Below are 20,068 nucleotides of genomic sequence, written 5' to 3'. Positions count from 1 at the left end.
GTCCAACCGATTCGGTATGTGGCCGCTTATAATATAATTACACGCCAGTTTGATAGCTCTGTCGCGCGGTGGCATCTGCGAAGGGAACCGGGCGCACGAGATATTAGGAAGTGATTCGATGAAGAGACTGTTTTCCGCGTGCGCCATCGCCGCCGCAATCGCGCTTGTTCCGGCGAGCTCGGCATTCGCCGATCATCACGAAACGGTTACCGAGGCCGCGCCCGATCCCTGGACCGGCTATCGCGGCATCGGCACCGAACCCTTTTGGTCGGTGACTATCGGCGAAGAACGGCTGATGTTCGAGCATTCCGGCGTCTTCACTGCGGAAGCCGACCGGCCATCAGAGACTTTTTCGCCCGGAGGTGTGGTTTTCATCAGCCGGTCCGAGAATGCAGGCAATCGTGACTTCATCGTCCTGATCGAAGAGAACCTGTGTGGAGACGGCATGTCCGACCGCACCTATCCGCAATCGGTGCGTGTCTTTGTCGACGGCTCCTATTTCTTCGGCTGCGGCGGCGATCCGCAGGACGTGCTCAGCGGCGCGGACTGGCATGTGACATCCATCATGGGCGAAGCCGTGCCGGACAGCGCGGATATCAACTTCCGCTTCGACGGTGAGGGCGGGATGTTCGGCACGGGCGGATGCAACCGCTTCCGCGCCGATTACGAGCTAACCGAAGGCCTGAGCATAGGACCGGTCGCTTCGACCCGGCGCGCCTGTATCAATCCGGAGATCAGCCGGCTGGAAAACCAGTTTTTCACGGCTCTGGGTTCGGTCATCCGCGTGGAAATATCGGACGATGGCGTGCTGACGCTATACGCCGAAATGGACCCGGTACTGACCGCCGAACGCCGCGGAGAGCGCGGCTAGTTTCTGAGCCTAAAGATCGCCCAAATGCGCAAGTGCGGTGCTGACGCGAGTTCCTTTGCTGGCAAGCGGTGTCGGCCGATGCTAGTTATTTCGACCGCCAGCTATTGATCGGGAACCTCTGATGCCGCAACTGTTCCAAGCCCTTACGTTTCTTCTGATGATGGCCGTCGTGACGCCTGCCGGCGCGCAAGGACCGGCATTCCACTCCGAAGAGGTCAACGAATCATGGACCGGCTATACCGCCTCCGGCACAGAACCATTCTGGCAGCTCATTATCGATGACGAAGTAATTTCATTCGAGAATTTCGAAATTTTCTGGACTTTGGCGCCGCGAACACCCGCTTATGATCTGATTGGAGCCACCGCATTCCAGACGCGCATCGAAATGGTATCGGGCGACGATGCGCCCGAAAATCTGGACGGCCGCGATATGGTCGTCATCATTCGCCCCGATGTCTGCACTGACGGAATGTCGGACCACGCCTACCCGCAAACGGTCAACATCTTCATGGGTGATGAATATTACGGCGGATGCGGCGGAGATCCGGCCACAATACTGCACGGCGATTGGCAGGTTATCCAGCTGGGGAGCGAGACCATGCCGCAAGATGGCGCGAGGATCACCATTTCGTTCGGCACTGACGGATCAGTCTCGGGCAGTGGGGGATGCAACCGCTACGGGGCGAGCTACGAGATCCATGGGAACCTGACGATCGACGCTGTCCGTTCAACCCGGCGCGCCTGCCCCGAGCCGATCGGCGGCAATGAAAGCCGGTTCTTTGCATTGCTCGGTGAAGTCGTAGGGTATGGGGTGCCGGATAGCGGCGGTCTGTCGCTCTACACAGTAGATAGGACCGATATCGTCCTGCTCCCGGCGGAAGACTAGGGCGGGCACGCCATAACCATGTTGCAGCGCGAATGGAGCACTGGAGGATCAGGGCCCTAGAGATCGCCGAAATGCTTGAGCGCGGCGCGGGCGATGGGTTCGCCCCATTCCTGCACGAAATGACCGCCCCCCTCGACCATCATCGGTTCTGGGCAGCCTCTGATATTCTCGCGCAGCCGGTTCATCACATCGGGGCCGAGCACGGGATCGGCATCGCCGACCGCCATGAAGCTCGCCCCGTCGAAATCGTCCTTCCAGAAGGCCGCCGCCTTCAGGCTGACTTCGACGCCTTCCATCTCGGGTGCGATCGGCACGAGTTCGGGGAAGCGCCGCGCGCCCATCTTGTAGTCGGGCGAGGGAAAGGGCGCGTCATAGGCGGCCTTTTCCGCATCCGTCATCTGCGGCGTGCCGCGCGCAATCAGTTCGCCGATGGGGAGATCGGGCGTGGAGGCCGCATAATTTTTCCAGGCAATGAAACCGTCGCTCGGCGTCTTGCCGATGCCGAGGCCAGTGTTCATGACGATCAACCGCGAGAAGCGCGCGCGGAATTTCTCGTCCACCGGCAAGGTCAGACCGATCAGGCCGCCCCAATCCTGCACCACCAGGGTGATGTTCTTGAGGTCCAACCGCTCGACCAGCGCGAGGATATAGTTCCGGTGAAAATCGAAACTGTAGGTCTCCGCTTCAGTCGGTTTGTCCGACCGGCCGAAACCGAAGAAATCGGGCGCGACGGCTCGGGCCCCGCTTTCGAGGAACACCGGGATCATCTTGCGATAAAGAAAGCTCCAGCTCGGCTCGCCATGCAGACACAGAAAAACGCGATCCGCATCGTCCGGCCCCGCATCGACCCAGGCCGCACGCAGCCCCTCATAGCCGGGCAGGTCGTCGACATAATGCACGGGATAATCGAAATCGGGAATGTCGGCGAAGCGTTCCTCCGGCGTCCTGATAGCTTGGATGGTCATCGAATACTCCTTCTATGCGATCATTGCGTCCATGACGGAGGCCGGACGAGGTGATCTATCTTATTCAACCGGCGATCGTCCGGCCAGCCATGGCATCGAATCTATCCCAGTCGCCGCGATCATAGAGAGTGCACGCTTCGGCAATCATATCCCTGCGCGTAGCGACGCCTTCGCGTAACCGGTATTTCTGCTGGCGAATCTGCGTCCATTTGCCATAGCACAGATCGGCCAACCGCCGGTCTTTAGGCGATACGGAATAGAACTCGTCTTGCGAAAAGGCGAAGAACGCAGCAGCGAGCGCGTTCTGATCGATCCACCAGTTCGTGCTTTTCTCCTCGTCATATGCCGCCAGAAAATAGCGGTTGGCCTTATCGAGGAACATATGCGCGAACTCGCTGCCATGATCGAAATATAGCTGCGATGCATTGATCTTCCGCCACGGCAAATGCCCCGGATATCCCTGATTGACGTTCAACCCGATCTCGGCCTTCCCGAAGAGCTGATCGAATTTCTTCATCGGCCGCCACGCCTCCATATCGGCATCGAGGATCAGCAGATCTCGGTCGATATGGGCCGCGATGGCCGCCGCGCTCAGGAAGCGTGCCGATGCGAAAACCGGTTTCTTGTCCGAAACATGGACGGTCTGACTGAACAGAAATACCGCGCTCTCCTCCGGCGCCCATTCCCGCACCCGTGCGGCGGCCCATTCGAGGAAGTCAGGCGATGCATCCAGCACGGACATCACGACTGCATGCCCCGGATTGCTGGAAAGCAGACTGACCAGATAGCGACGGGCGAAACAGATAAAGAAAACCGGATCCATCGTTGAAAAGAAGGCGGGGTTTTGCGGCGCGCCCTGCCCGGTCTCGGCGACAAGCACCGGTTCGGATATGATACCGCCGCGCTTCCTGCCTCGCCTCTCGTCGATCGTCAGCGGGTCATACACGGTCATCACCCCAGCATGATGCTGGCTATGATGTTCCTCCGGCAGCTTCAGGCGCGCTTGTCCGAAATGCCGGTAGCCGCTTTCATGTTCGCCGACGGCTACGCGCAAGGCGCCGCGAATGATATGGGACAAACCGGTTTCGCCATGGCGAACGATGTCGTCCTCCAGCTCGTCCAGCACGGAGCGGACATAGCCAAGCTCTTCTCCTTCCAGCCCGTGTTCAGCGGGATGAAAGCGGGGAAGTCGAAAAAGCGCATCGAAGATGATCTCGCGGACAAGGTCTCGATAGTCGGGGCGGGAATCCTCGAGCATAGCGAGGAATTGGCGCGCCTTCGCGTGAATCCTCTCCGACGTGGCGCTATCCACCCGATCACCGAAATATCGCCAGAATTCCCGGCGGAAGGTGAATTTGAGCTCTATCTCCTCATGCGATTCCTGTTCGGGATCCCAACTCAGGAGCTGTTGATAAAGAAATGTCATGCCGGCGTCTGGTCGGCCTCCGCCTCTACAAGCGCGTCGTTGCTGTATCCCGGCTGGAATCTGGGATCGTCTTTCTTCAGAAAGATGCAGTCGAGATAGATATTGTTCTTCCGGTCGACATTTAGCACATCGAACAGTTCGAAATCGACGGCCGCGAGATCGGCGATGATCTCGCTCGGCAAGCTGCGTTGGCCATACAGGTCCTGCAACGTCACTTCGATGATCACGAACCGGGTCTGCCGCAAGGTCTCCTGGGCGCCCGCCATCACGAAACGTTCATAGCCCTCGGTATCGATTTTGACGCCGTACGGTGGCGGCAAATCGGCCTCGGCCATAATTTTGTCGAGCGGTCTCACCGCGACCTCGCGGCGTATCAATTCGCGCTTGCGCCTGATATGAACATTGCGACGCAAGAGGCTCGATCCCGATCGGTTTTCGCCGGGGGGTACGTGCAAATCGATGGCCATCTCCCGATCGCCCACACCCATCTCGACGAATTTGACATCGCGATAGCGCGCAACCTTCTCGGCAACGACCCTGGCCTCGGCGAGCGGATCGATGAGAATCAACTCGGCGTCCGGAAACGCGCGGTACAGTTGTAACGTCCCGCGATACACGCCGATATCGACGATGGTGCGGACATCGAACTCGAAAGCCGCGAGATACTCAGCTCTGAACTTGTTCATGGTCGGAAAATCGACGCCTTCCAGTGCGATATCGGTCAACCTGAATACACATCGATACCCCTTAAGAGGGACAGAACGCCCGGTTACGAGCGGTTGATGAGCTGACCGCTACCTAGGCAAAATCTCCCCGTTTCGCAAAGCCTGAGCGATGGCAGGCGCGCTTTTTGCCATATCGCGGCCGCGGCCTGCAGAAAACCGCAAAAACTACGCCAAATCGCATCTTAACCAAGCATCAAAGAGTTCATGGCTATATGCCCGGCGAACTGCATGAGCCGGGAATCTATGGCCACTCAAGACGACACGCCCAACGGTCAAACGCAGCTTTCGCGGCGCCGCGAAGGCGATGCGCGTGGTCCGGCGCATATGATCGAAGAGCGGCACGCGCCGGCCGGCGAGGTGCGCACCGCGCAAATCAATATCCTGTCGCGTTTCACCCTCTATTCCGGGGTTACGCAGACCGTCTGCGCCCTCGTGTTCGTAATACTCGAACGTCAGAGTCTATCGCTAATGATGCTGCTCGGCTGGCTCGCACTCATAATCGCCGCGACTTATCTCTCGGCCCGTTGGCTCAACCGCACATCGATGGTCCGGCGCACCGACCAGCTGCCCGTTTCGAAAATCCAGATGGCGATCTTCGACAGCGCGATTCGCGCCGTGTTATGGATTTCGCTGCCCGTCTACGCCGCAATGTCCGGCGCGCCTATCAACTACACATTCACCGGCGGGCTCGTCGCCATGATGATCGTCAGTGGCATTTCCGTCGCCGTGATACCCATTGCCGTTGCTTCCTGGGTTTCGATCCTTGCCGGCGGTTTGGCTTTCGCGGCCCTGTCCGGCGTCGGCACGATTGCGCTGCCCGGCGTCGGCATTCTGGCAGCTTTTGCTGCAGCCGCAATGGTTGGTTTCCTGTTACTGGCCCGGTCCTGGCAGGGACAAATCGATCGTGCTGGCGTACTCGCCGCGAAACGCGCCGATATCCGTTATCTGCTAAAGGAATATGAGGACCGCGGCGCTGGATGGCTGTGGCAGATCGATGCCCAACATTGCCTGACCTATGTATCGCCGCGCATGGGCGAGTTGCTCGGCACGGCAACCTATCAGCTGCTTGGCAAGTCTCTCTCCAGCGCCCTTGGTAAGGGTTCGGGGATCGGCACACTATTGGCCAAACGTGAGCGTTTCGAAAAATTCGAGCTCGAACTCGAAAACGGCAAGACCAGCCGCTGGATAACCCTTTCGGGCAGTCCAATCGTATCGGAAGAAGGCGAATTTCAGGGCTATCGTGGTGTCGGACTCGACATCACCGATTCCAAGAGCTCGCATGCGAAGCTCCAGCATCTGGCCAATCTCGACGTATTGACCGGCCTGCCAAACCGTTCGCGCGTGCGGACTTTGCTCGATACCGCGCTCAGCGACGCCAAGGAGAAGGGCGTCCCCTGTGCAATCATGTTCCTCGATCTGGACGGGTTCAAACCGGTCAACGATACCTTCGGGCATCCCAAGGGCGATGCTGTTCTGAAGACCGTCGGACGGCGGCTCAGCGATCTGGTCGGCAAGCGCGGATCGGTCGGGCGGATCGGCGGTGACGAGTTCGCCGTCGTGGTCGACGATGCGCAAAGCCGGATCGGCATGGAAGCGCTGGCCGAGAAGCTGATTTCGGCGATCAGCGAGCCATATATGATCGACAATGTTCAGATTCGCATCGGGTTGAGCATCGGTTGCGCCTATGGGCCGATCGACGGCGACACGGTCGACGATCTTGTCCGCAAGGCCGATCTCGCCCTTTATCACGCGAAATCGATGGGCCGGGCAACCTTCTGCAATTTCGATCCGCAGATGCAGGTCGCCGCCGAGGAACGCGTGCGGCTTGAGCATGATATGCGCCAGGCCCTCGGCACAGAGCAATTCCACCTGCTGTACCAGCCGCTTGTGTCGGCGGAAACGCAACGCGTAACCGGCTTCGAGGCCCTGCTGCGCTGGAACCATCCGACGCGCGGACCCATCTCACCGGCGGTATTCATTCCGATCGCCGAAGAGAGCGGGCTGGTGGAAGAACTGGGCGGCTGGGTATTGCGTCAAGCGTGTATGGACGCCGCGACCTGGCCCGACGATATCACCGTCGCCGTCAACGTATCGCCGTCCCAGCTCGTCGTTCCGGCACTGCCCAACACCGTGTCGGACGCGCTGCGGAAATCGCGTATTCCGGCGAACCGGCTCGAAATCGAAGTGACGGAATCCGTCTTCATGAGCGCCGCTGGCAATGCCGTGGACGTGCTCAAACGTCTTCGCACGCTCGGCGTCGGGATTGCGCTCGATGATTTTGGCACCGGCTATTCCTCGCTCGGCTATCTGAACAAGGCCGTGTTCCACAAGCTCAAGATCGACGGCAGTTTTGTGCGCGAAGCCGCGACCCGCGAGGAAACGGTGTCGATCATCCGCGCCATCGTGATGCTGGCCAACAGCTTCCGGCTGACGATCACCGCGGAAGGCGTCGAAACCGCTGAGGATTTCAACCGGATGCGCGATCTCGGCTGTCACCAGATTCAGGGTTATCTGTTCGGACGCCCCATGCCAATCGAACGCACGAGGGAGATTGTCGGAAGCAAGTGGGAACATCGGCTGGTCGGATAACGGACGCGGATGTCCGGATTCGACGAAAATCCCTCTAATTTCGGTATTTTCACGTCAAATCCTACTGTTCTTTAACCATATACCCCTATCCGTTTCGGGGTATGGGAGATCGTAATGCCGACTGTCGGCACTAAATTACGGCATTTGGCGGCCTCTGAGAGTTCGCTGGCGCGCCAGGTTCGCGCAGCCCTTGTCGGCACCCTCTACACATCGCCAGGCTCGCTTGCGATCGGCGCCATTGCGGGCAGCGTTACGGCCGCAGCCATCGCCTATGTTTCGGGCAGTTTGGCGCTGCTGATCTGTTCGATCGCCATTCACCTGGTCGGTACGCTGCGTATCGCGACGGCGATCGTTTATCTGCGGGGCGAGGCCAAGGGATCGCCGCGCGAACAGCTGCATTGGGAACGAATCTACGAAGTCGGCGCCTGGCTATACGCCTCTCTGCTCGGCGCCCAGGCTTTCTTCACGCTCACTCACAGCTCCGAAACGCTGCTGCTGCTGATGGCGACGATCATGGCCACGGGTTATTCGGCCGGCGTCGCGGCGCGCAATGCCGGGCGCCCTGTCATCGCGATCGGCCAGCTGTGTCTCGGCACAATGCCGATGGCGCTAGGCCTTTTCGTCATGGGCACGCCGCTCAGCATCACGCTCGGTCTGTGCATCGTCATCTTTGTGCTCGGCATGGTCGATATCAGCCTGCAGACCTATGAGGTTGTTTACTCGGCCCTTTCCGGCAAACAGGAAAAAAGCGAGGTCGCCGCGCGTTTCGAGAAGATGGCGCGGAGCGATATGCTGACCGGCCTCGATAACCGGCTCGCAATGCAGATGCGGCTCAGCGAGCTGCTCGACACTATCGACGAAGATGGCGATGAAAAATTGACGGTGATTTGGATGGATCTCGATCACTTCAAAAGCATCAACGATACGCTCGGACATCTGGCCGGTGACAAGGTTCTCATCGTAACGGCGCAGCGCGTAAAGGCCGTGCTCGGCAATCGCGGCTGGCTGGCGCGTTTCGGCGGCGATGAATTCGTCATCATGGCGACGGTCGAAAGCGTCGAAGAAGCGCATCTCCTCGGCGCCGAAATTCTCGAATCCATCTCCCAGCCGGTCAGCATCAACGAGAATACCGTCGAAGTGGCCGCGTCGCTTGGCGTCGCGGTCGCGCCGGATCATGGGCGTCAGAGCGAGATCATGCTGAAAAACGCCGACATCGCTCTCTATCATTCGAAGAACGATGGCGGCCGAAGCGTTCGGGTTTTCGAACCCTTCATGCATGAGGATTTCCTCATGCATCGCAAGATCGAGTCCGGCCTCACCGACGCGCTGGCCAATGACGAGTTCACGGTGCTTTTCCAGCCGATCATCGATCTCGAGACCGGCCGCACCAAGAGCTGCGAAGCGTTGCTGCGCTGGAACCATACCGAACTGGGCGATGTCAGCCCGGCCGTGTTCATTCCGGTCGCCGAAAGCGCGGGCCTGATCGGCGACATCACCCAATGGGTCTTGCGCAAGGCATGCGAAGCGGCCGCGGAATGGCCGGAAAGCATCAACGTGTCGGTCAATATCTCGCCAGCGCTGCTGAAGCGGAACAACCTGCCAGTCACGATTATCGAGACGCTCGTCAATACGGGCATGGTCGCGCGACGGCTCGAGCTCGAAATCACCGAGTCTGTGCTGCTCGACAAAAACCCGCACACCAATTCCCTGTTGCGCCAGCTGCAGAAAATGGGCCTGCGCCTGTGCCTCGACGATTTCGGCACGGGTTTCTCCTCGCTGACCTATTTGCGCAGCTGGGAGTTCGACACGATCAAAATCGACAAGTCGTTCATCCGCAATATCGGCAACAGCCCAACCGACCAGAAGATTATCCGCGCGGTCGTGCAGCTTGCCCGGTCGCTGAACGTTGCGACCGTGGCCGAGGGCGTGGAAACCGAAGAACAACTAGACCGGGTGCGCGAAGCCGGGTGCAGCCGCGTGCAAGGCTATTATTACGCACGCCCGATGACGGCGGCGCAGGCGACGCAACGCTTCGCGCTCGAGGAATTCCCCGATCCCGACGATGGAAAAATTGCTAATTTGGGCTGATCTTGGCCGATAGTTTCGTCTGAGCGCGCACCAAGCGCTCCATCAGCCGCAAATCGCTTTCTTTCAGCTTCAGTGCTGTATCCGCCCATATCTCGACGATGGCGTTTAGCTCTTCAATCGCGACCGGCCAGACTTCGCGGCTCGCCTTGAACACGGCGTGGTTCCCCGCATGGCGGCGGCTATTCTGCTTGATATAGTCCCGCACACCTTGCTCGCCCTCTCCATCCTCGACGAGAAAATGAACAAGGCCGAGATCGTACATCTCTTCGGCGGTATAGGTCTTGCCGCTCAAGATCATCTGTTCGGCCTTCGCAAAGCCGAGCCGGCGCGAGAGCAAGGCATGCGCGCCCATGCCGGGGAACAGGCCGAACGCGATCTCGGGCAGGCCGAATTTCGCGCTGCGCTCGGCAATGATGACGTTGAACGACATCAGCGCCTCGAAACCGCCGCCCAGCGCCTGCCCCTGCACCAGGCCGATCGTCACGATCGGAAGGTCCAGCGCCCGCATATTGCGCGTCAGAATGGTGTTGCAGGCCTGGCCATAATCGACGAGCGACTGCCGGTCCCCGTTGCGGATATATTTGGAAAACAGGCCGAGATCGCCGCCGAAATTCCATACGCCAGGGAAACGCGAACCGAGGATCAGGTAGCGCAACTCCTCCCCGTCATCGCCATAAAGCCGCGAAATCTCGTCCTGCCAGACGTCGAAATCGCGGAGCATCGGGAGGTTGAAGCTGGGGCGCCCGTTCGGCGTCATGAAAGTCCAGAGCGCTTTGAGATCGTCATCCCAACTGACATCGAGCTGCCCGAGATCGAAAAGCGGCGATGCTGGAACCTGCGGCAAATCCGAAGGTAACGGCCGATCGAGAAGAGCATCCGTCAGTTCGCTTGCAAACGATTGGCTCTCCGGCGATCCGATCCTGCTCTGGTCCAATGCAAATCTCCGAACAAGGTATATGGAATCTAAACATATTTAGTTACGGCGAGCAAACGATATTCACCGCTTATCCCAACCGTCTCGCAGCAAGACAGAATTACCGGCTGGCCGCTCAAATGGTTAACGAGCGGATAGCGGATTGGGTCCATCCACCATATTTTAAGGTCTGTGCCGCATTCCGGGCGCATGAAGCCCGATCCGATCCCGAATACCGTGAACTGCGCCGTACAGAACCGCATCGCGCGGTTTCATGCCGCTGATGGTACAGCCTTCACCTGCCTGATGAGCCCGGGCTGCGAACAGTTTATCGGGCGTTTTGTGCGGATTTCAGAGCTTCGGCATCACGACCATGTCGTCCGCTTCGCCCGTCTGGAGACAGCCACCTAACATCAACCGAAGCGCCCGATTGGCGCTAAATCGCGCTGCTGAACCGCTTTTCCTTGGGTGCGCGATAGGCATCGAAGCGGCTGGCGATGGTCCGTCCATAGGGCCGGCCATCGGCGGTCATGCGGATAAGATCACCGTCGATCTCGACCAGACCGAGCCGTTGCAGACGGCGAAAATCGGATCGCATCGGTCCGGCCAAGTCCAGACCGCTTATGTCCGCTTCGCCGCGACATAACAGGCTTTCGATCACCGCGCCGTGCCTCCGATCTGCCGCGCTGCGCACGATGCCGCGTTCGGCGGTAAGCTTATGAGCGCTCGCCAACATACGATATCGGCCGCTATTCTTCTCATTTTGTACGAGCCGGTCGGGAAAACTGCTGATCGCGCTGGCACCGAGGCCGATCAACGCATCGCACGGATCGTCTGTGAAGCCTTGGAAATTGCGCCGCATATCGCCAGCCTCATAAGCTTGGGTCAGGCTATCGCCGGGCAGGCCGAAATGATCGAAGCCGATCGGTATATAGCCAGCGCTCGCCAATAGTTCGAAACCGAGCGCCGCCATATCGAAGCGCTGTTTCGCATCGGGCATGTCGCTATCGTCGATCCGCTGCTGCCGCTTGATCATGGCCGGTAGATGCGCATAGCCGAACAGGGCGATCCGGTCCGGTCGTAGCGCGATAGCCTGATCCAAGGTTTCGGCCAGCATCGCGCAGCTTTGCCCGGGTAGCCCATACATCAGGTCGAAATTGAGCGACGAGACACCGTTGGCCCGCAGCCCGTCCACCGCGCGCTTGATCCTGTCCGTCGGTTGAATACGGCCGATCCGCGCCTGTAGATGCGGGTCGAATGTCTGGACGCCGAGGCTCGCATGGCTGAATCCTGCCCGCCCCAAGACCGCCATCCACTCTTCCGTCAGGCTGCGCGGATCGAGTTCGGTCGAGAGCCGCGTGCCAAACGCATCGAACGCAATCGAGAGATGATCGAGCAAGCGCACGAAATCGACGGGCTCGATCGCATTGGGGCTACCGCCGCCAAAAGCGATCTGCGTTACCGGACGCTGATTGCCGAGCCGGTCAGACACGGTTTCGATCTCGCTATGGAGCGCATCGAGATAGGCGGTCAGCCGATGCGCGCGATTGGCCGCACCGGTATTGCACCCGCAATACCAGCAGATTTTTTCGCAAAAGGGGATGTGGACATAGAGCGAGATGGCCGCCGCCGGCGCAAGTGCGTCGAACCCGGATTCGTGAAAACCCTGCTCGACCGCGTCGAACTCGGCTGCGGTCGGATAGCTCGTGTAACGCGGCACGGGCCGGTCGAGCAGTTCTGGCAGGTAAGGCCACATGCTCGAACTAAGAGCATGCCGGCGCGCGCGCCTCCTTGACCATGATCAAAGTTTCGATTGATCCGGATCAAGGCGATTCCGGCATCCGAAGCGCACAGCACTGGCACTGCAAAACCGAACTGAAAGGCATCACAATGCGTGCGTTATCTCTCGTGCCCCTTCTGGCAACAGTCGCCATTCCGACTCCCGTTTTCGCGGAAGCCGGGGATGTGCTGCTGCGCATCCGGGCGGTGGTCGTTTCTCCCACCGAAAATTCCGGCTCGATCCTGCCGACATTTCCGGGCGAGGAAGTCGAGGTCAGCGACAGCTTCGCGCCCGAAGTCGACATCACTTATATGGCAACAGATCATATCGGTTTCGAACTGATCGCCGCGACGACCAAGCATGATTTCACCGGAACCTCAGGCACGACAGGCGGCATCGGCGAACTGGGATCGACCTGGGTGCTGCCGCCGACGCTGACCGTGCAATATCATATTGCGCCCGAATCATCCGTCCGGCCCTATATCGGCGCGGGTATCAACTATACGGCCTTCTATTCGGAAGACGCGTCGACAGGCCTGGAGAACGCCGTCGGACCGACATCGGTTTCACTCAGCGACAGCTGGGGCTGGGCGCTGCAAGCAGGCGTCGATGTCGATATCAGCGAGAATATCTTCCTGAACTTCGACGTGAAATATATCGACATCGACACCACGGCAACGATCCGCAACGCGACGATCGGCACGCAGCAGGTCGATATCGACCTCGATCCGTTCGTCTTCGGTATCGGTATCGGTTTCCGGCTCTAGGCCGGGCGGACATTCGGCAGGCCGTACCCCTTAGCGGCCTGCCGTCTTCTTTTACGCGCGCTCGGATTCCGCTTCGAGCGCGAGGCGATTCACGATTTCGATCGCCCGGCGGTCCGGCGTCAGGATGATGCCGGCTTCACGCAGGCGGCCGAGCTGACGGCTCACCGTCTCGATCGTCAGGCCTAAAATGTCGGCCGTCTGCTGACGCGACAGCGGCAGCTCGAAACGGTCGGCCGGGTCCTCCGGCCCTTCGCAGGCATTGCCGCCCAGCCGTTTCGACATTTCAAGCAGGAAAGACGCCACGCGCTCGGTCGCACTCTTGCGGCCCAGGAGCAGCATCCATTCGCGCGCCCGGTCCAGTTCGCCCAGCGTGCGTTCGAGCAACTCATGTTCGAGGCCCGGATGCTGTTTCGCAAAGGCATCGAAACTGGTGCGCGTGAAGACGCAAAGTTCGGAATCGGTCAACGCCGTAACCGAGTTCGCGCTGCTTGCGCCGAACGGGCGACCGATAAAGTCGGACGGAAAGGTAATACCGACGATCAACTCGCGACCATCGCCGGTCGCCGTCGTCAGTTTGAGCATGCCCTCAATCACATTGGCGACGATCGGCGCATCGTCCCCTTCCCAAATCACCGTTTCGCCGCGGCGCACTTTCTTGCGGCGGCCGATCCGGTTCAGGTTATTGAGCGCGTCCGGTTCGAGCACGGAACAGATCGCCCTGTTGCGGACAAGACAGGTATCGCAGCTAGACATTCGACCCGATTAACCGAAGAAATCGCTCAGGTCAGCCCTTTTCGGAATCTGCCTATGTGATCAATCAGACGAGGGCGCCCTGCCCGTCCCCTTTCTTGATAGTATCAATCGTCTTGCGGCATAGCGCGGCATGGCAGGCTTCGGCGCAATCGCGCCGCTCTTCCTGGTCGCGATCGTTGCCCAGTTCGATAGCGATGCGCATATCCGGACGGCCGCACACTTCCGCCCACAACACACCGCCAGAATCGCTCGGCTGCGCCACACCGTTGGTCGACAGGCCGATCAGCGCGCCGGCGATCATCATCGTGTCGAACCGCCTCATGCCTCGTCATCCTCGTCGGTCAGGATGCGGGCCGCCGCGCCGTCGGGATCGTCGAACTGGTCGTCGGACAACGCCCAGAAAAAGGCGGCGAGACCGGCTAGGCCGAGTCCGATCGCGACCGGGATAAGGATCGCTAGGCCCGTCACCTTGCGCTTCTCAGCCGCAGCGAATTGCCGATCACGATCAGCGAGGAAAGCGACATCGCGACCGCCGCCACAAGCGGCGTCACGAAGCCCGCGATGGCGAGCGGTACGGCCAGCACATTGTAAATGATCGCCAGTGCGAAATTCTGCCGCACGATGGCCATGGTGCGGCGGGCGACCCGTACCGCTACGGGCAGCGGCGCAAGACTATCGCCAAGAAATACGAGATCGGCCGCATTCTGCCCCACATCGCTGGCCGACCCCGGCGCCATGGAGACATGCGCGGCGGCGAGGGCCGGGCCATCGTTCAATCCGTCGCCGACCATCAGCACATGATCGCCAGCCCGGCCGAGTCGTTCGAGTGCTGCGCACTTGTCATCCGGCCGTGCGGACGCCTGGGCGGTCAGGCGCAATTCCTTCGCCACCGGCCGAATAGCCTCGGCCGTATCGCCGGACAGGATGGAGCCGGGCAGGCCGAGTTCCGCCATAGCGTCAACCATTTCGGCAGCGCCCGGCCGCAGGGAATCGCGGAAACGGATAACGATGTCTGGCGCATCGCCTGCTCTGAGCGCGACGGCCGGTGTCGATTGGGCCGTATCGGGCCGTGCCAGCGAAACGGGCTGGTCGCGATACCGGCCGAAAACACCTTGCCCTGCCCGTTCCTCGGCAGCGTCTATGTCGGCAGCGCGCACGCCTTGATTCTCAAGCGCGCGGCGGAGCGACGATGCCAGAGGGTGACGGGATGTCCGCGCAAGTGCGAGCGCGACGCGTTTCTGGTCCGCGTTCAAATCGTCCAGATTGTCCGGCGCAGGCCGGTCGAGCGTGAGCGTACCGGTCTTGTCGAATACGACGCGGTCCGCTTCCGCCAATCGCTCCAACGCGGATTCATGTTTGACGAGGATACCAAGCTTCATCAGCGCGTCCGTCGCGACAACCTGTGCGACCGGCACGGCGAGGCCGAGCGCGCACGGGCAGGTAATGATCAGCACAGCGACCGATATCAGCATCGCCTGATGCCAGCCCGCGCCCGCGATCATCCAGCCAACAAAGGTCAGCGCCGCCAGCGCATGGACGACCGGCGCATAGAGCCGCGCACCGCGATCGGCGATGCGGACATAGCGGGACTTGCTCTGTCCCGCCGTTTCCATAAGCCGACCGATATCGGCGAGCGCCGTTTCATCCGCTGCCGCCGTTACCTCCACCGTAATCGGCGCATCGATATTGAGCGTACCCGCGAACACCTTTTCGCCGGCCGCAACCGGCTGCGGCGCGCTTTCGCCGGTCAGTAGCGAGGCATCGATCGCGCTAGTGCCGCTCCGGACTACACCGTCCGCCGCCAGCCGCTCGCCGGCCGCCAACTGCATGACCATGCCGGACTCAAGCTCCGCCGATTTGCGCCACTGGCTTGCCCCATCGGAGTCGATCACGAGTGCGCCAGGCGCCGATTGGCGTGCCAGCGCAGTGACACCGTCGCCGACTTTGCGGCGCATCATCGCATCGAGCGCCCGGCCTGCCAGCAGGAAGAAGAGCAGCATCAGCGCGCTCTCGAAATAGGCATGCTCGCCACCGACGATCGTCTCGTGCAGGCTCATCGCCGCAGTGATCGTGACGCCGATGGCGATCGGCACGTCCATATTGGTGCGGCCGTGGCGCAGAGCGCTCCAGGCCGAGCGATAGAAGGGTCGGCCGGAATAGGTGATGGCGGGCAGCGCGATCAGCGCCGAAATCCAATGGAACAGTTCGCGCGTCGCGCCGTCCGCACCGGACCAGACGCTGACCGAGAGCAGCATCACGTTCATCGCGGCAAAGCCCGACACGGCAAGTGCGCGCAAAAGTTCGCGCATCGTATCCGTCTCGTCCTTCGCCGCGTCGATATCGGCGATCAGTGTCGGTTCGAAGCCCAGCGCGCGGATCGCTTCGCCGAGATCGGCATCCGAAATCTCCGGATCATGCGCGATCGACACCTGCTTGCTGGTGAAATTCACCCGCGCCGCATGGACGCCCGTGCGCGCGTTCAGGCCATGCTCGATCTTCGAGATGCAGCCGGCGCATCGCATGCCGGGCACCGCGAAGCGGCTTTCGGCGGCGACAATGGCCGTGCCTGGTTGGAACGGTCCGTTCATGAGAGATCGAACAGCACGCGTTTGCGGCTATCGCCCTGCGTGATTTCGATCCGTAGGACCCAGCGGCCGGAATCGAGCGACTGATCGCTCACATAAACGCCGGGCTCGGTCTCGACGAAGTCAAGCGTGACCGGTTCCATCCGCGCGATCGGATGTTCGGCGGTGGCGGTGATTGTGCCGCCAGCGAGCGCCCCATCCGGCGTCGTGACCTGCAGGCGCACCTGTTCCCCCGCTCGAGACACGGTTTCGGTCCATTGCAGATCGTCCTGCCTGCGCGCCGCCTCGAGCCAGTCGTTGAACCGCTGGCTCGCAACATAGCTGTTATCGACGACCGTGCCGCCAAAGCCCCGCGTGGCGAACGTCGCCATCGTGAAATTGACTGCCGCGATGATCCCGAAAAAGCAAACCAGGATCGCCGTCATGTGCCAGCCGCTAAACCGTTTCGTCATCATTCGCCTCCCGGGCGCGCAAACCGTGCCGCTTCGATTGCCTGTTCCGCATCCTCGCCCTCGCCCGTCGCGACGACGAAGCTGAAATCCTCCGCCGCCGCCCCATCTCGCGGTGCCGCGACAAAAATGCGTGTGCTGAGCAGCTGATCCGCCGGCACCGTGATGGCGAAGCTTCGCAGCGCCTGATCGCGATTGCCGGAGCCTGCCCACATCACACCGCCGTCCAGACCGTCGAGCGTCAGCGTCATCTCGCGCGGACGGTTTTCCATATTGCGGATGCGGACATCGAAACTGTTGCGGATATCGCCGTCGGAGAGCTGCACGAATGTCGGATTGCGTTCCTGTATTGCGTTGATCGTGAGCCGGTCGCGCGTGCCGACAGCGAACAGCATGGCAAGGCCGATCCCCGCCCAGAGCGCGAAATAGATCATCGTGCGCGGCCGGAAGATCGAGCGCACCGCGCCCGGTACTTCCTCGCCCCTCTGCTCCTTCTCCGCGCCTTCCAGCGTCACATAGTCGATCAGCCCGCGCGGCCGGCCGACCTGATCCATCACACGATCGCACGCATCGATGCAGAGCGCGCAGGTGATGCAGCCGATCTGCGGCCCTTCGCGGATGTCGATGCCGGTCGGGCAGACCTGCACGCATTGCATGCAATCGATGCAGTCGCCGAACGCGCCGGGATTCTTTTCGGCCTTCTTCACGCTGCCGCGCGGTTCGCCGCGCCAGTCCTTGTAAGTGACGGTCAGCGAATTCTCGTCCATCATCGCCGCCTGGATGCGCGGCCAGGGGCACATATAGATACACACCTGCTCACGCATGAACCCGCCGAGCGCCACCGTCGTGAAGGTGAGGATCGCAACCGCGATATAAGCAGCAGGCGCCGCTTCGCCGGCCCAGAAATCGCGCACGAGCGTCGGCGCATCGGCAAAATACATGATCCACGCGCCGCCGGTCCAGAAACCGATGACGAGGTAGATCGTCCATTTGAACGCGCGGCGCGAAAGTTTGCCCCATGTCCACGGCGCGGCGTCGAGCCGCATTCGCGCATTGCGGTCTCCATCGACGAAGCGATCGACATGCTGGAACAGATCGGTCCAGACGGTCTGCGGGCAGGTATAGCCGCACCAAGCCCGGCCGACCGCGCTGGTGATCACAAACAGCCCGATCCCGGCCATGATGAGCAGGCCGGCGACATAGTAGAATTCATGCGGCCAGATCTCGATGCCGAACATGTAGAAACGGCGATTGGCAAGATCGACCAGCACCGCCTGGTCGGGCGCGTAGGGCCCGCGATCCCAACGGATCCATGGAGTGCCGTAATAGATGCCCAGCGTCACCGCCATCACCAGCCATTTGAAGCGGCGGAACGGGCCGTCGATCCGTTTGTTATGGACCGCCTTGCGCGCCTCGTAGAGCTTTGGGGGCCCGTCCGGAGGTATGGGTTCAACCCGGTTCATCGCTCTCCGCCTCGGCGAGCTCTTCGCCCTCGGGCTCCGGAGCAGGCGTTTCGCCGCCGCCCAGATTCCAGACATAGGCCGTCAGCATCCGGATCGTCACCGGATCGAGCCGATGGCCCCAGCGCGGCATCACGCCATAGCGGCTGTTCGCCACCGTATCGGTGATCGATGCCCGGTCCTCGCCATAGAGCCAGATCGCGTCGCGCAGATTGGGCGCGCCTTGGGACTGGTCTCCGCCGCCATTCGGGCCGTGGCAAACCGCGCAATTGGCCGTGTAGAGTTCAGAACCCCGCGCCGATGCGGCGCTCGCCTCTTCCGCGCCACTCAGCGTGCGGACATAGGAGACAACGTCGCTGATCTGCCGGTCGGTGAGAATGCCGTCCGCGCCGAACGCCGGCATCTGCGAGATACGCGTTTCCAGATGATCGGGATTCCGGATGCCGTGGATCAGCGTATATTCGATGCCCTCCATCGTGCCGTCCCACAGCCAGTCATCGTCATTGAGGTTGGGATAGCCTTCGCTGCCGGCCGCACCGGACCCATGGCATTGCACGCAATGCACGACATAGGCCGAGCGCCCGCCATTGATGGCAGTCTGCATCAGCTGCTCGTTCTGCGGCAGTTCGTTGATATCGATATTGGCAATTGCCTCGCGCAACGGCGCGCGCTCGGCTTCGACCTCGGCCAAGTCTTCGGCCAGCGCGGCACGGCTTGACCAGCCGAACACCCCCTCGGTCGCGCTGTTGATCAGCGGCCAGGCCGGATAGAAGACGGTGTAAGCGAGACCCCAGACGACCGTCGCCCAGAAGATGATCGACCACCAGCGCGGCAACGGCGTATCGAGTTCCTCGATACCGTCCCATTCATGGCCGACAAACTCGGTGCCGGTCGGTTCGTCGACGCGTTTATCTTCAGCCATCATTCTCACTTTCATCGAAAATCATGTTGGCGGCATCGTCATGGTGTTGCTTGGAGCCGGGCCGGAACACCCAGAGCACGAAGCTCGCCCACAATATGACCATGAACAGCAGGCCCCAGCTGTCGGCGAACTGGCGGAAGGCCTCGTAGGTCATCGCGGTTCCTCCAGCGCCTCGGCGGATTCGAAATCGACCAGAGTGCCGAGCATCTGCAGATAGGCGACGAGCGCATCCATCTCGGTCACCCTAGTCGGATCGCCGTCGAAATCGCGAATCTGCACATCGCCATAGCGTTCGCGGATACCGCTTGCGTCGGCGAAAACGTCGACCTGCACGGCAAAATCGGCCTCGGCATTCTCGATCATCGCATCGTCATAGGGGACACCGAGTGCACGCAGCGCCCGCAGGTCCGCGCCGATATTCGTGCCATCGAGTTCGCGATCGGCGAGGAAGGCATAGGGCGGCATGATCGATTCCGGCACGACCGAGCGCGGATCGATCAGATGCTGGACATGCCATTCGTCCGAATAGCGGCCGCCGACCCGCGCCAGATCGGGGCCTGTTCTCTTGGAGCCCCATTGGAACGGGTGATCGTACATGCTCTCGGCCGCTAGGCTGTAATGGCCGTAGCGCTCCACCTCGTCGCGAAACGGCCGGACCATCTGCGAGTGGCAGACATAGCAACCCTCGCGGATATAGACGTTGCGGCCGGCCAGCTCGAGCGGCGTATAGGGCCGCACGCCCTCCACTTCCTCGACGGTAGAGTCGATATAGAAGAGCGGCGCGATCTCGACGATGCCGCCGATCGCGACGGCGATGAGCGAGAACACCGACAGCAGCGTTACGTTGCGCTCGATTTTCTTATGGTCGAAAATTCGGGATGCCATTGTC

20 protein-coding genes are annotated in these 20,068 nt (G+C 60.9%); 6 read left to right on the top strand and 14 right to left on the bottom strand.

From position 1 onward, the window contains the following. Positions 1-118 precede the first annotated feature (118 nt). Together Q0974_RS04470 and Q0974_RS04465 are read left to right on the top strand one after the other, a co-directional pair. Positions 119-871 (top strand): META domain-containing protein, encoded by a 753-nt coding sequence (locus Q0974_RS04470; RefSeq protein ID WP_299323142.1) that lies wholly within the window; start codon positions 119-121, stop codon positions 869-871. Positions 872-992: 121 nt separating this feature from the next. Continuing rightward, positions 993-1,757 (top strand): META domain-containing protein, encoded by a 765-nt coding sequence (locus Q0974_RS04465; protein ID WP_299323139.1) that lies wholly within the window; start codon positions 993-995, stop codon positions 1,755-1,757. A gap of 56 nt (positions 1,758-1,813) precedes the next feature. Here the strand turns inward: Q0974_RS04465 and Q0974_RS04460 are convergent, their stop codons facing one another. The 3 genes from Q0974_RS04460 to Q0974_RS04450 form a co-directional block, all read right to left on the bottom strand. Beyond that, positions 1,814-2,722: a haloalkane dehalogenase gene (locus tag Q0974_RS04460; protein WP_299323137.1), complete on the bottom strand. Its 909-nt coding sequence runs from the start codon at positions 2,720-2,722 to the stop codon at positions 1,814-1,816. 64 nt (positions 2,723-2,786) lie between these two features. Then, positions 2,787-4,148 (bottom strand): hypothetical protein, encoded by a 1,362-nt coding sequence (locus tag Q0974_RS04455; RefSeq protein WP_299323134.1) that lies wholly within the window; start codon positions 4,146-4,148, stop codon positions 2,787-2,789. After that, the gene (locus Q0974_RS04450; RefSeq protein ID WP_299323132.1) at positions 4,145-4,873 is read right to left on the bottom strand and encodes an FkbM family methyltransferase; all 729 of its coding nucleotides are present in this window, start codon (positions 4,871-4,873) and stop codon (positions 4,145-4,147) included. Before Q0974_RS04450 ends, Q0974_RS04455 begins: the two co-directional genes overlap by 4 nt. 228 nt (positions 4,874-5,101) lie before the next feature. On the opposite strand from Q0974_RS04450, the gene Q0974_RS04445 reads away from it, so the two are divergent. Together Q0974_RS04445 and Q0974_RS04440 are read left to right on the top strand one after the other, a co-directional pair. Next, positions 5,102-7,462: an EAL domain-containing protein gene (locus Q0974_RS04445; RefSeq protein ID WP_299323129.1), complete on the top strand. Its 2,361-nt coding sequence runs from the start codon at positions 5,102-5,104 to the stop codon at positions 7,460-7,462. Positions 7,463-7,576: 114 nt separating this feature from the next. After that, positions 7,577-9,550, top strand: coding sequence for an EAL domain-containing protein (locus Q0974_RS04440; RefSeq protein WP_299323128.1), 1,974 nt, complete (start codon positions 7,577-7,579; stop codon positions 9,548-9,550). Here Q0974_RS04440 and Q0974_RS04435 read toward each other — a convergent pair. Beyond that, the gene (locus tag Q0974_RS04435; RefSeq protein WP_299323126.1) at positions 9,537-10,394 is read right to left on the bottom strand and encodes a crotonase/enoyl-CoA hydratase family protein; all 858 of its coding nucleotides are present in this window, start codon (positions 10,392-10,394) and stop codon (positions 9,537-9,539) included. The two genes, Q0974_RS04440 and Q0974_RS04435, sit on opposite strands and share 14 nt — an antisense overlap. A gap of 279 nt (positions 10,395-10,673) precedes the next feature. Here Q0974_RS04435 and Q0974_RS04430 point away from each other — a divergent pair, with 279 nt between their 5' ends. Continuing rightward, on the top strand, positions 10,674-10,874 hold the full coding sequence (locus Q0974_RS04430; protein ID WP_299323124.1) for a hypothetical protein: 201 nt from the start codon (positions 10,674-10,676) through the stop codon (positions 10,872-10,874). Positions 10,875-10,899: 25 nt separating this feature from the next. On the opposite strand, the gene hemN is transcribed toward Q0974_RS04430, so the two are convergent. After that, positions 10,900-12,219: an oxygen-independent coproporphyrinogen III oxidase gene (hemN, locus tag Q0974_RS04425; RefSeq protein WP_299323121.1), complete on the bottom strand. Its 1,320-nt coding sequence runs from the start codon at positions 12,217-12,219 to the stop codon at positions 10,900-10,902. Between the two features lie 134 nt (positions 12,220-12,353). On the opposite strand from hemN, the gene Q0974_RS04420 reads away from it, so the two are divergent. Beyond that, positions 12,354-13,010, top strand: coding sequence for an OmpW family outer membrane protein (locus tag Q0974_RS04420; protein WP_299323119.1), 657 nt, complete (start codon positions 12,354-12,356; stop codon positions 13,008-13,010). A gap of 51 nt (positions 13,011-13,061) precedes the next feature. On the opposite strand, the gene Q0974_RS04415 is transcribed toward Q0974_RS04420, so the two are convergent. From Q0974_RS04415 to ccoO, 9 genes are all read right to left on the bottom strand, one after another. Beyond that, the gene (locus Q0974_RS04415; protein WP_299323117.1) at positions 13,062-13,763 is read right to left on the bottom strand and encodes a Crp/Fnr family transcriptional regulator; all 702 of its coding nucleotides are present in this window, start codon (positions 13,761-13,763) and stop codon (positions 13,062-13,064) included. 64 nt (positions 13,764-13,827) lie between these two features. Beyond that, positions 13,828-14,085, bottom strand: coding sequence for a hypothetical protein (locus Q0974_RS04410; protein WP_299323115.1), 258 nt, complete (start codon positions 14,083-14,085; stop codon positions 13,828-13,830). Next, positions 14,082-14,231, bottom strand: a complete 150-nt coding sequence (gene ccoS / locus Q0974_RS04405; RefSeq protein ID WP_299323113.1) for a cbb3-type cytochrome oxidase assembly protein CcoS — start codon at positions 14,229-14,231, stop codon at positions 14,082-14,084. The genes Q0974_RS04410 and ccoS overlap by 4 nt, the downstream gene beginning before the upstream one ends. Beyond that, positions 14,228-16,351 (bottom strand): heavy metal translocating P-type ATPase, encoded by a 2,124-nt coding sequence (locus Q0974_RS04400; protein WP_299323111.1) that lies wholly within the window; start codon positions 16,349-16,351, stop codon positions 14,228-14,230. The genes ccoS and Q0974_RS04400 overlap by 4 nt, the downstream gene beginning before the upstream one ends. Further along, positions 16,348-16,803 (bottom strand): FixH family protein, encoded by a 456-nt coding sequence (locus tag Q0974_RS04395; RefSeq protein ID WP_299323109.1) that lies wholly within the window; start codon positions 16,801-16,803, stop codon positions 16,348-16,350. Before Q0974_RS04395 ends, Q0974_RS04400 begins: the two co-directional genes overlap by 4 nt. After that, positions 16,800-18,260, bottom strand: coding sequence for a cytochrome c oxidase accessory protein CcoG (gene ccoG / locus Q0974_RS04390; protein ID WP_299323107.1), 1,461 nt, complete (start codon positions 18,258-18,260; stop codon positions 16,800-16,802). The genes Q0974_RS04395 and ccoG overlap by 4 nt, the downstream gene beginning before the upstream one ends. After that, positions 18,247-19,179: a cytochrome-c oxidase, cbb3-type subunit III gene (gene ccoP / locus Q0974_RS04385; RefSeq protein WP_299323720.1), complete on the bottom strand. Its 933-nt coding sequence runs from the start codon at positions 19,177-19,179 to the stop codon at positions 18,247-18,249. Before ccoP ends, ccoG begins: the two co-directional genes overlap by 14 nt. Further along, complete coding sequence (locus tag Q0974_RS04380) at positions 19,172-19,333, bottom strand: cbb3-type cytochrome c oxidase subunit 3 (RefSeq protein WP_299323105.1); 162 nt, start codon at positions 19,331-19,333, stop codon at positions 19,172-19,174. Before Q0974_RS04380 ends, ccoP begins: the two co-directional genes overlap by 8 nt. After that, positions 19,330-20,064 (bottom strand): cytochrome-c oxidase, cbb3-type subunit II, encoded by a 735-nt coding sequence (gene ccoO, locus Q0974_RS04375; RefSeq protein WP_299323103.1) that lies wholly within the window; start codon positions 20,062-20,064, stop codon positions 19,330-19,332. The genes Q0974_RS04380 and ccoO overlap by 4 nt, the downstream gene beginning before the upstream one ends. Positions 20,065-20,068 lie beyond the last annotated feature (4 nt).

The organism is Parasphingopyxis sp. (assembly GCF_028279465.1).
GTDB lineage: Bacteria > Pseudomonadota > Alphaproteobacteria > Sphingomonadales > Sphingomonadaceae > Parasphingopyxis.
The sequence above is the reverse complement of the archived record's forward strand: the minus strand, read 5'-3'. Positions and strand labels throughout refer to the sequence as shown.

Bases quoted from the DNA above. Each gene is read 5' to 3' on its own strand.
- Q0974_RS04410 (WP_299323115.1), bottom strand. From the start codon at position 14,085: ATGAGGCGGTTCGACACGATGATGATCGCCGGCGCGCTGATCGGCCTG.
- ccoP (WP_299323720.1), bottom strand. From the start codon at position 19,179: ATGGCTGAAGATAAACGCGTCGACGAACCGACCGGCACCGAGTTTGTC.
- ccoG (WP_299323107.1), bottom strand. From the start codon at position 18,260: ATGAACCGGGTTGAACCCATACCTCCGGACGGGCCCCCAAAGCTCTAC.
- Q0974_RS04440 (WP_299323128.1), top strand. From the start codon at position 7,577: ATGCCGACTGTCGGCACTAAATTACGGCATTTGGCGGCCTCTGAGAGT.
- Q0974_RS04415 (WP_299323117.1), bottom strand. From the start codon at position 13,763: ATGTCTAGCTGCGATACCTGTCTTGTCCGCAACAGGGCGATCTGTTCC.
- hemN (WP_299323121.1), bottom strand. From the start codon at position 12,219: ATGTGGCCTTACCTGCCAGAACTGCTCGACCGGCCCGTGCCGCGTTAC.
- Q0974_RS04470 (WP_299323142.1), top strand. From the start codon at position 119: ATGAAGAGACTGTTTTCCGCGTGCGCCATCGCCGCCGCAATCGCGCTT.
- Q0974_RS04430 (WP_299323124.1), top strand. From the start codon at position 10,674: ATGAAGCCCGATCCGATCCCGAATACCGTGAACTGCGCCGTACAGAAC.
- Q0974_RS04455 (WP_299323134.1), bottom strand. From the start codon at position 4,148: ATGACATTTCTTTATCAACAGCTCCTGAGTTGGGATCCCGAACAGGAA.
- Q0974_RS04465 (WP_299323139.1), top strand. From the start codon at position 993: ATGCCGCAACTGTTCCAAGCCCTTACGTTTCTTCTGATGATGGCCGTC.
- Q0974_RS04445 (WP_299323129.1), top strand. From the start codon at position 5,102: ATGAGCCGGGAATCTATGGCCACTCAAGACGACACGCCCAACGGTCAA.
- ccoO (WP_299323103.1), bottom strand. From the start codon at position 20,064: ATGGCATCCCGAATTTTCGACCATAAGAAAATCGAGCGCAACGTAACG.
- Q0974_RS04420 (WP_299323119.1), top strand. From the start codon at position 12,354: ATGCGTGCGTTATCTCTCGTGCCCCTTCTGGCAACAGTCGCCATTCCG.
- Q0974_RS04395 (WP_299323109.1), bottom strand. From the start codon at position 16,803: ATGATGACGAAACGGTTTAGCGGCTGGCACATGACGGCGATCCTGGTT.
- Q0974_RS04380 (WP_299323105.1), bottom strand. From the start codon at position 19,333: ATGACCTACGAGGCCTTCCGCCAGTTCGCCGACAGCTGGGGCCTGCTG.
- Q0974_RS04400 (WP_299323111.1), bottom strand. From the start codon at position 16,351: ATGAACGGACCGTTCCAACCAGGCACGGCCATTGTCGCCGCCGAAAGC.
- Q0974_RS04460 (WP_299323137.1), bottom strand. From the start codon at position 2,722: ATGACCATCCAAGCTATCAGGACGCCGGAGGAACGCTTCGCCGACATT.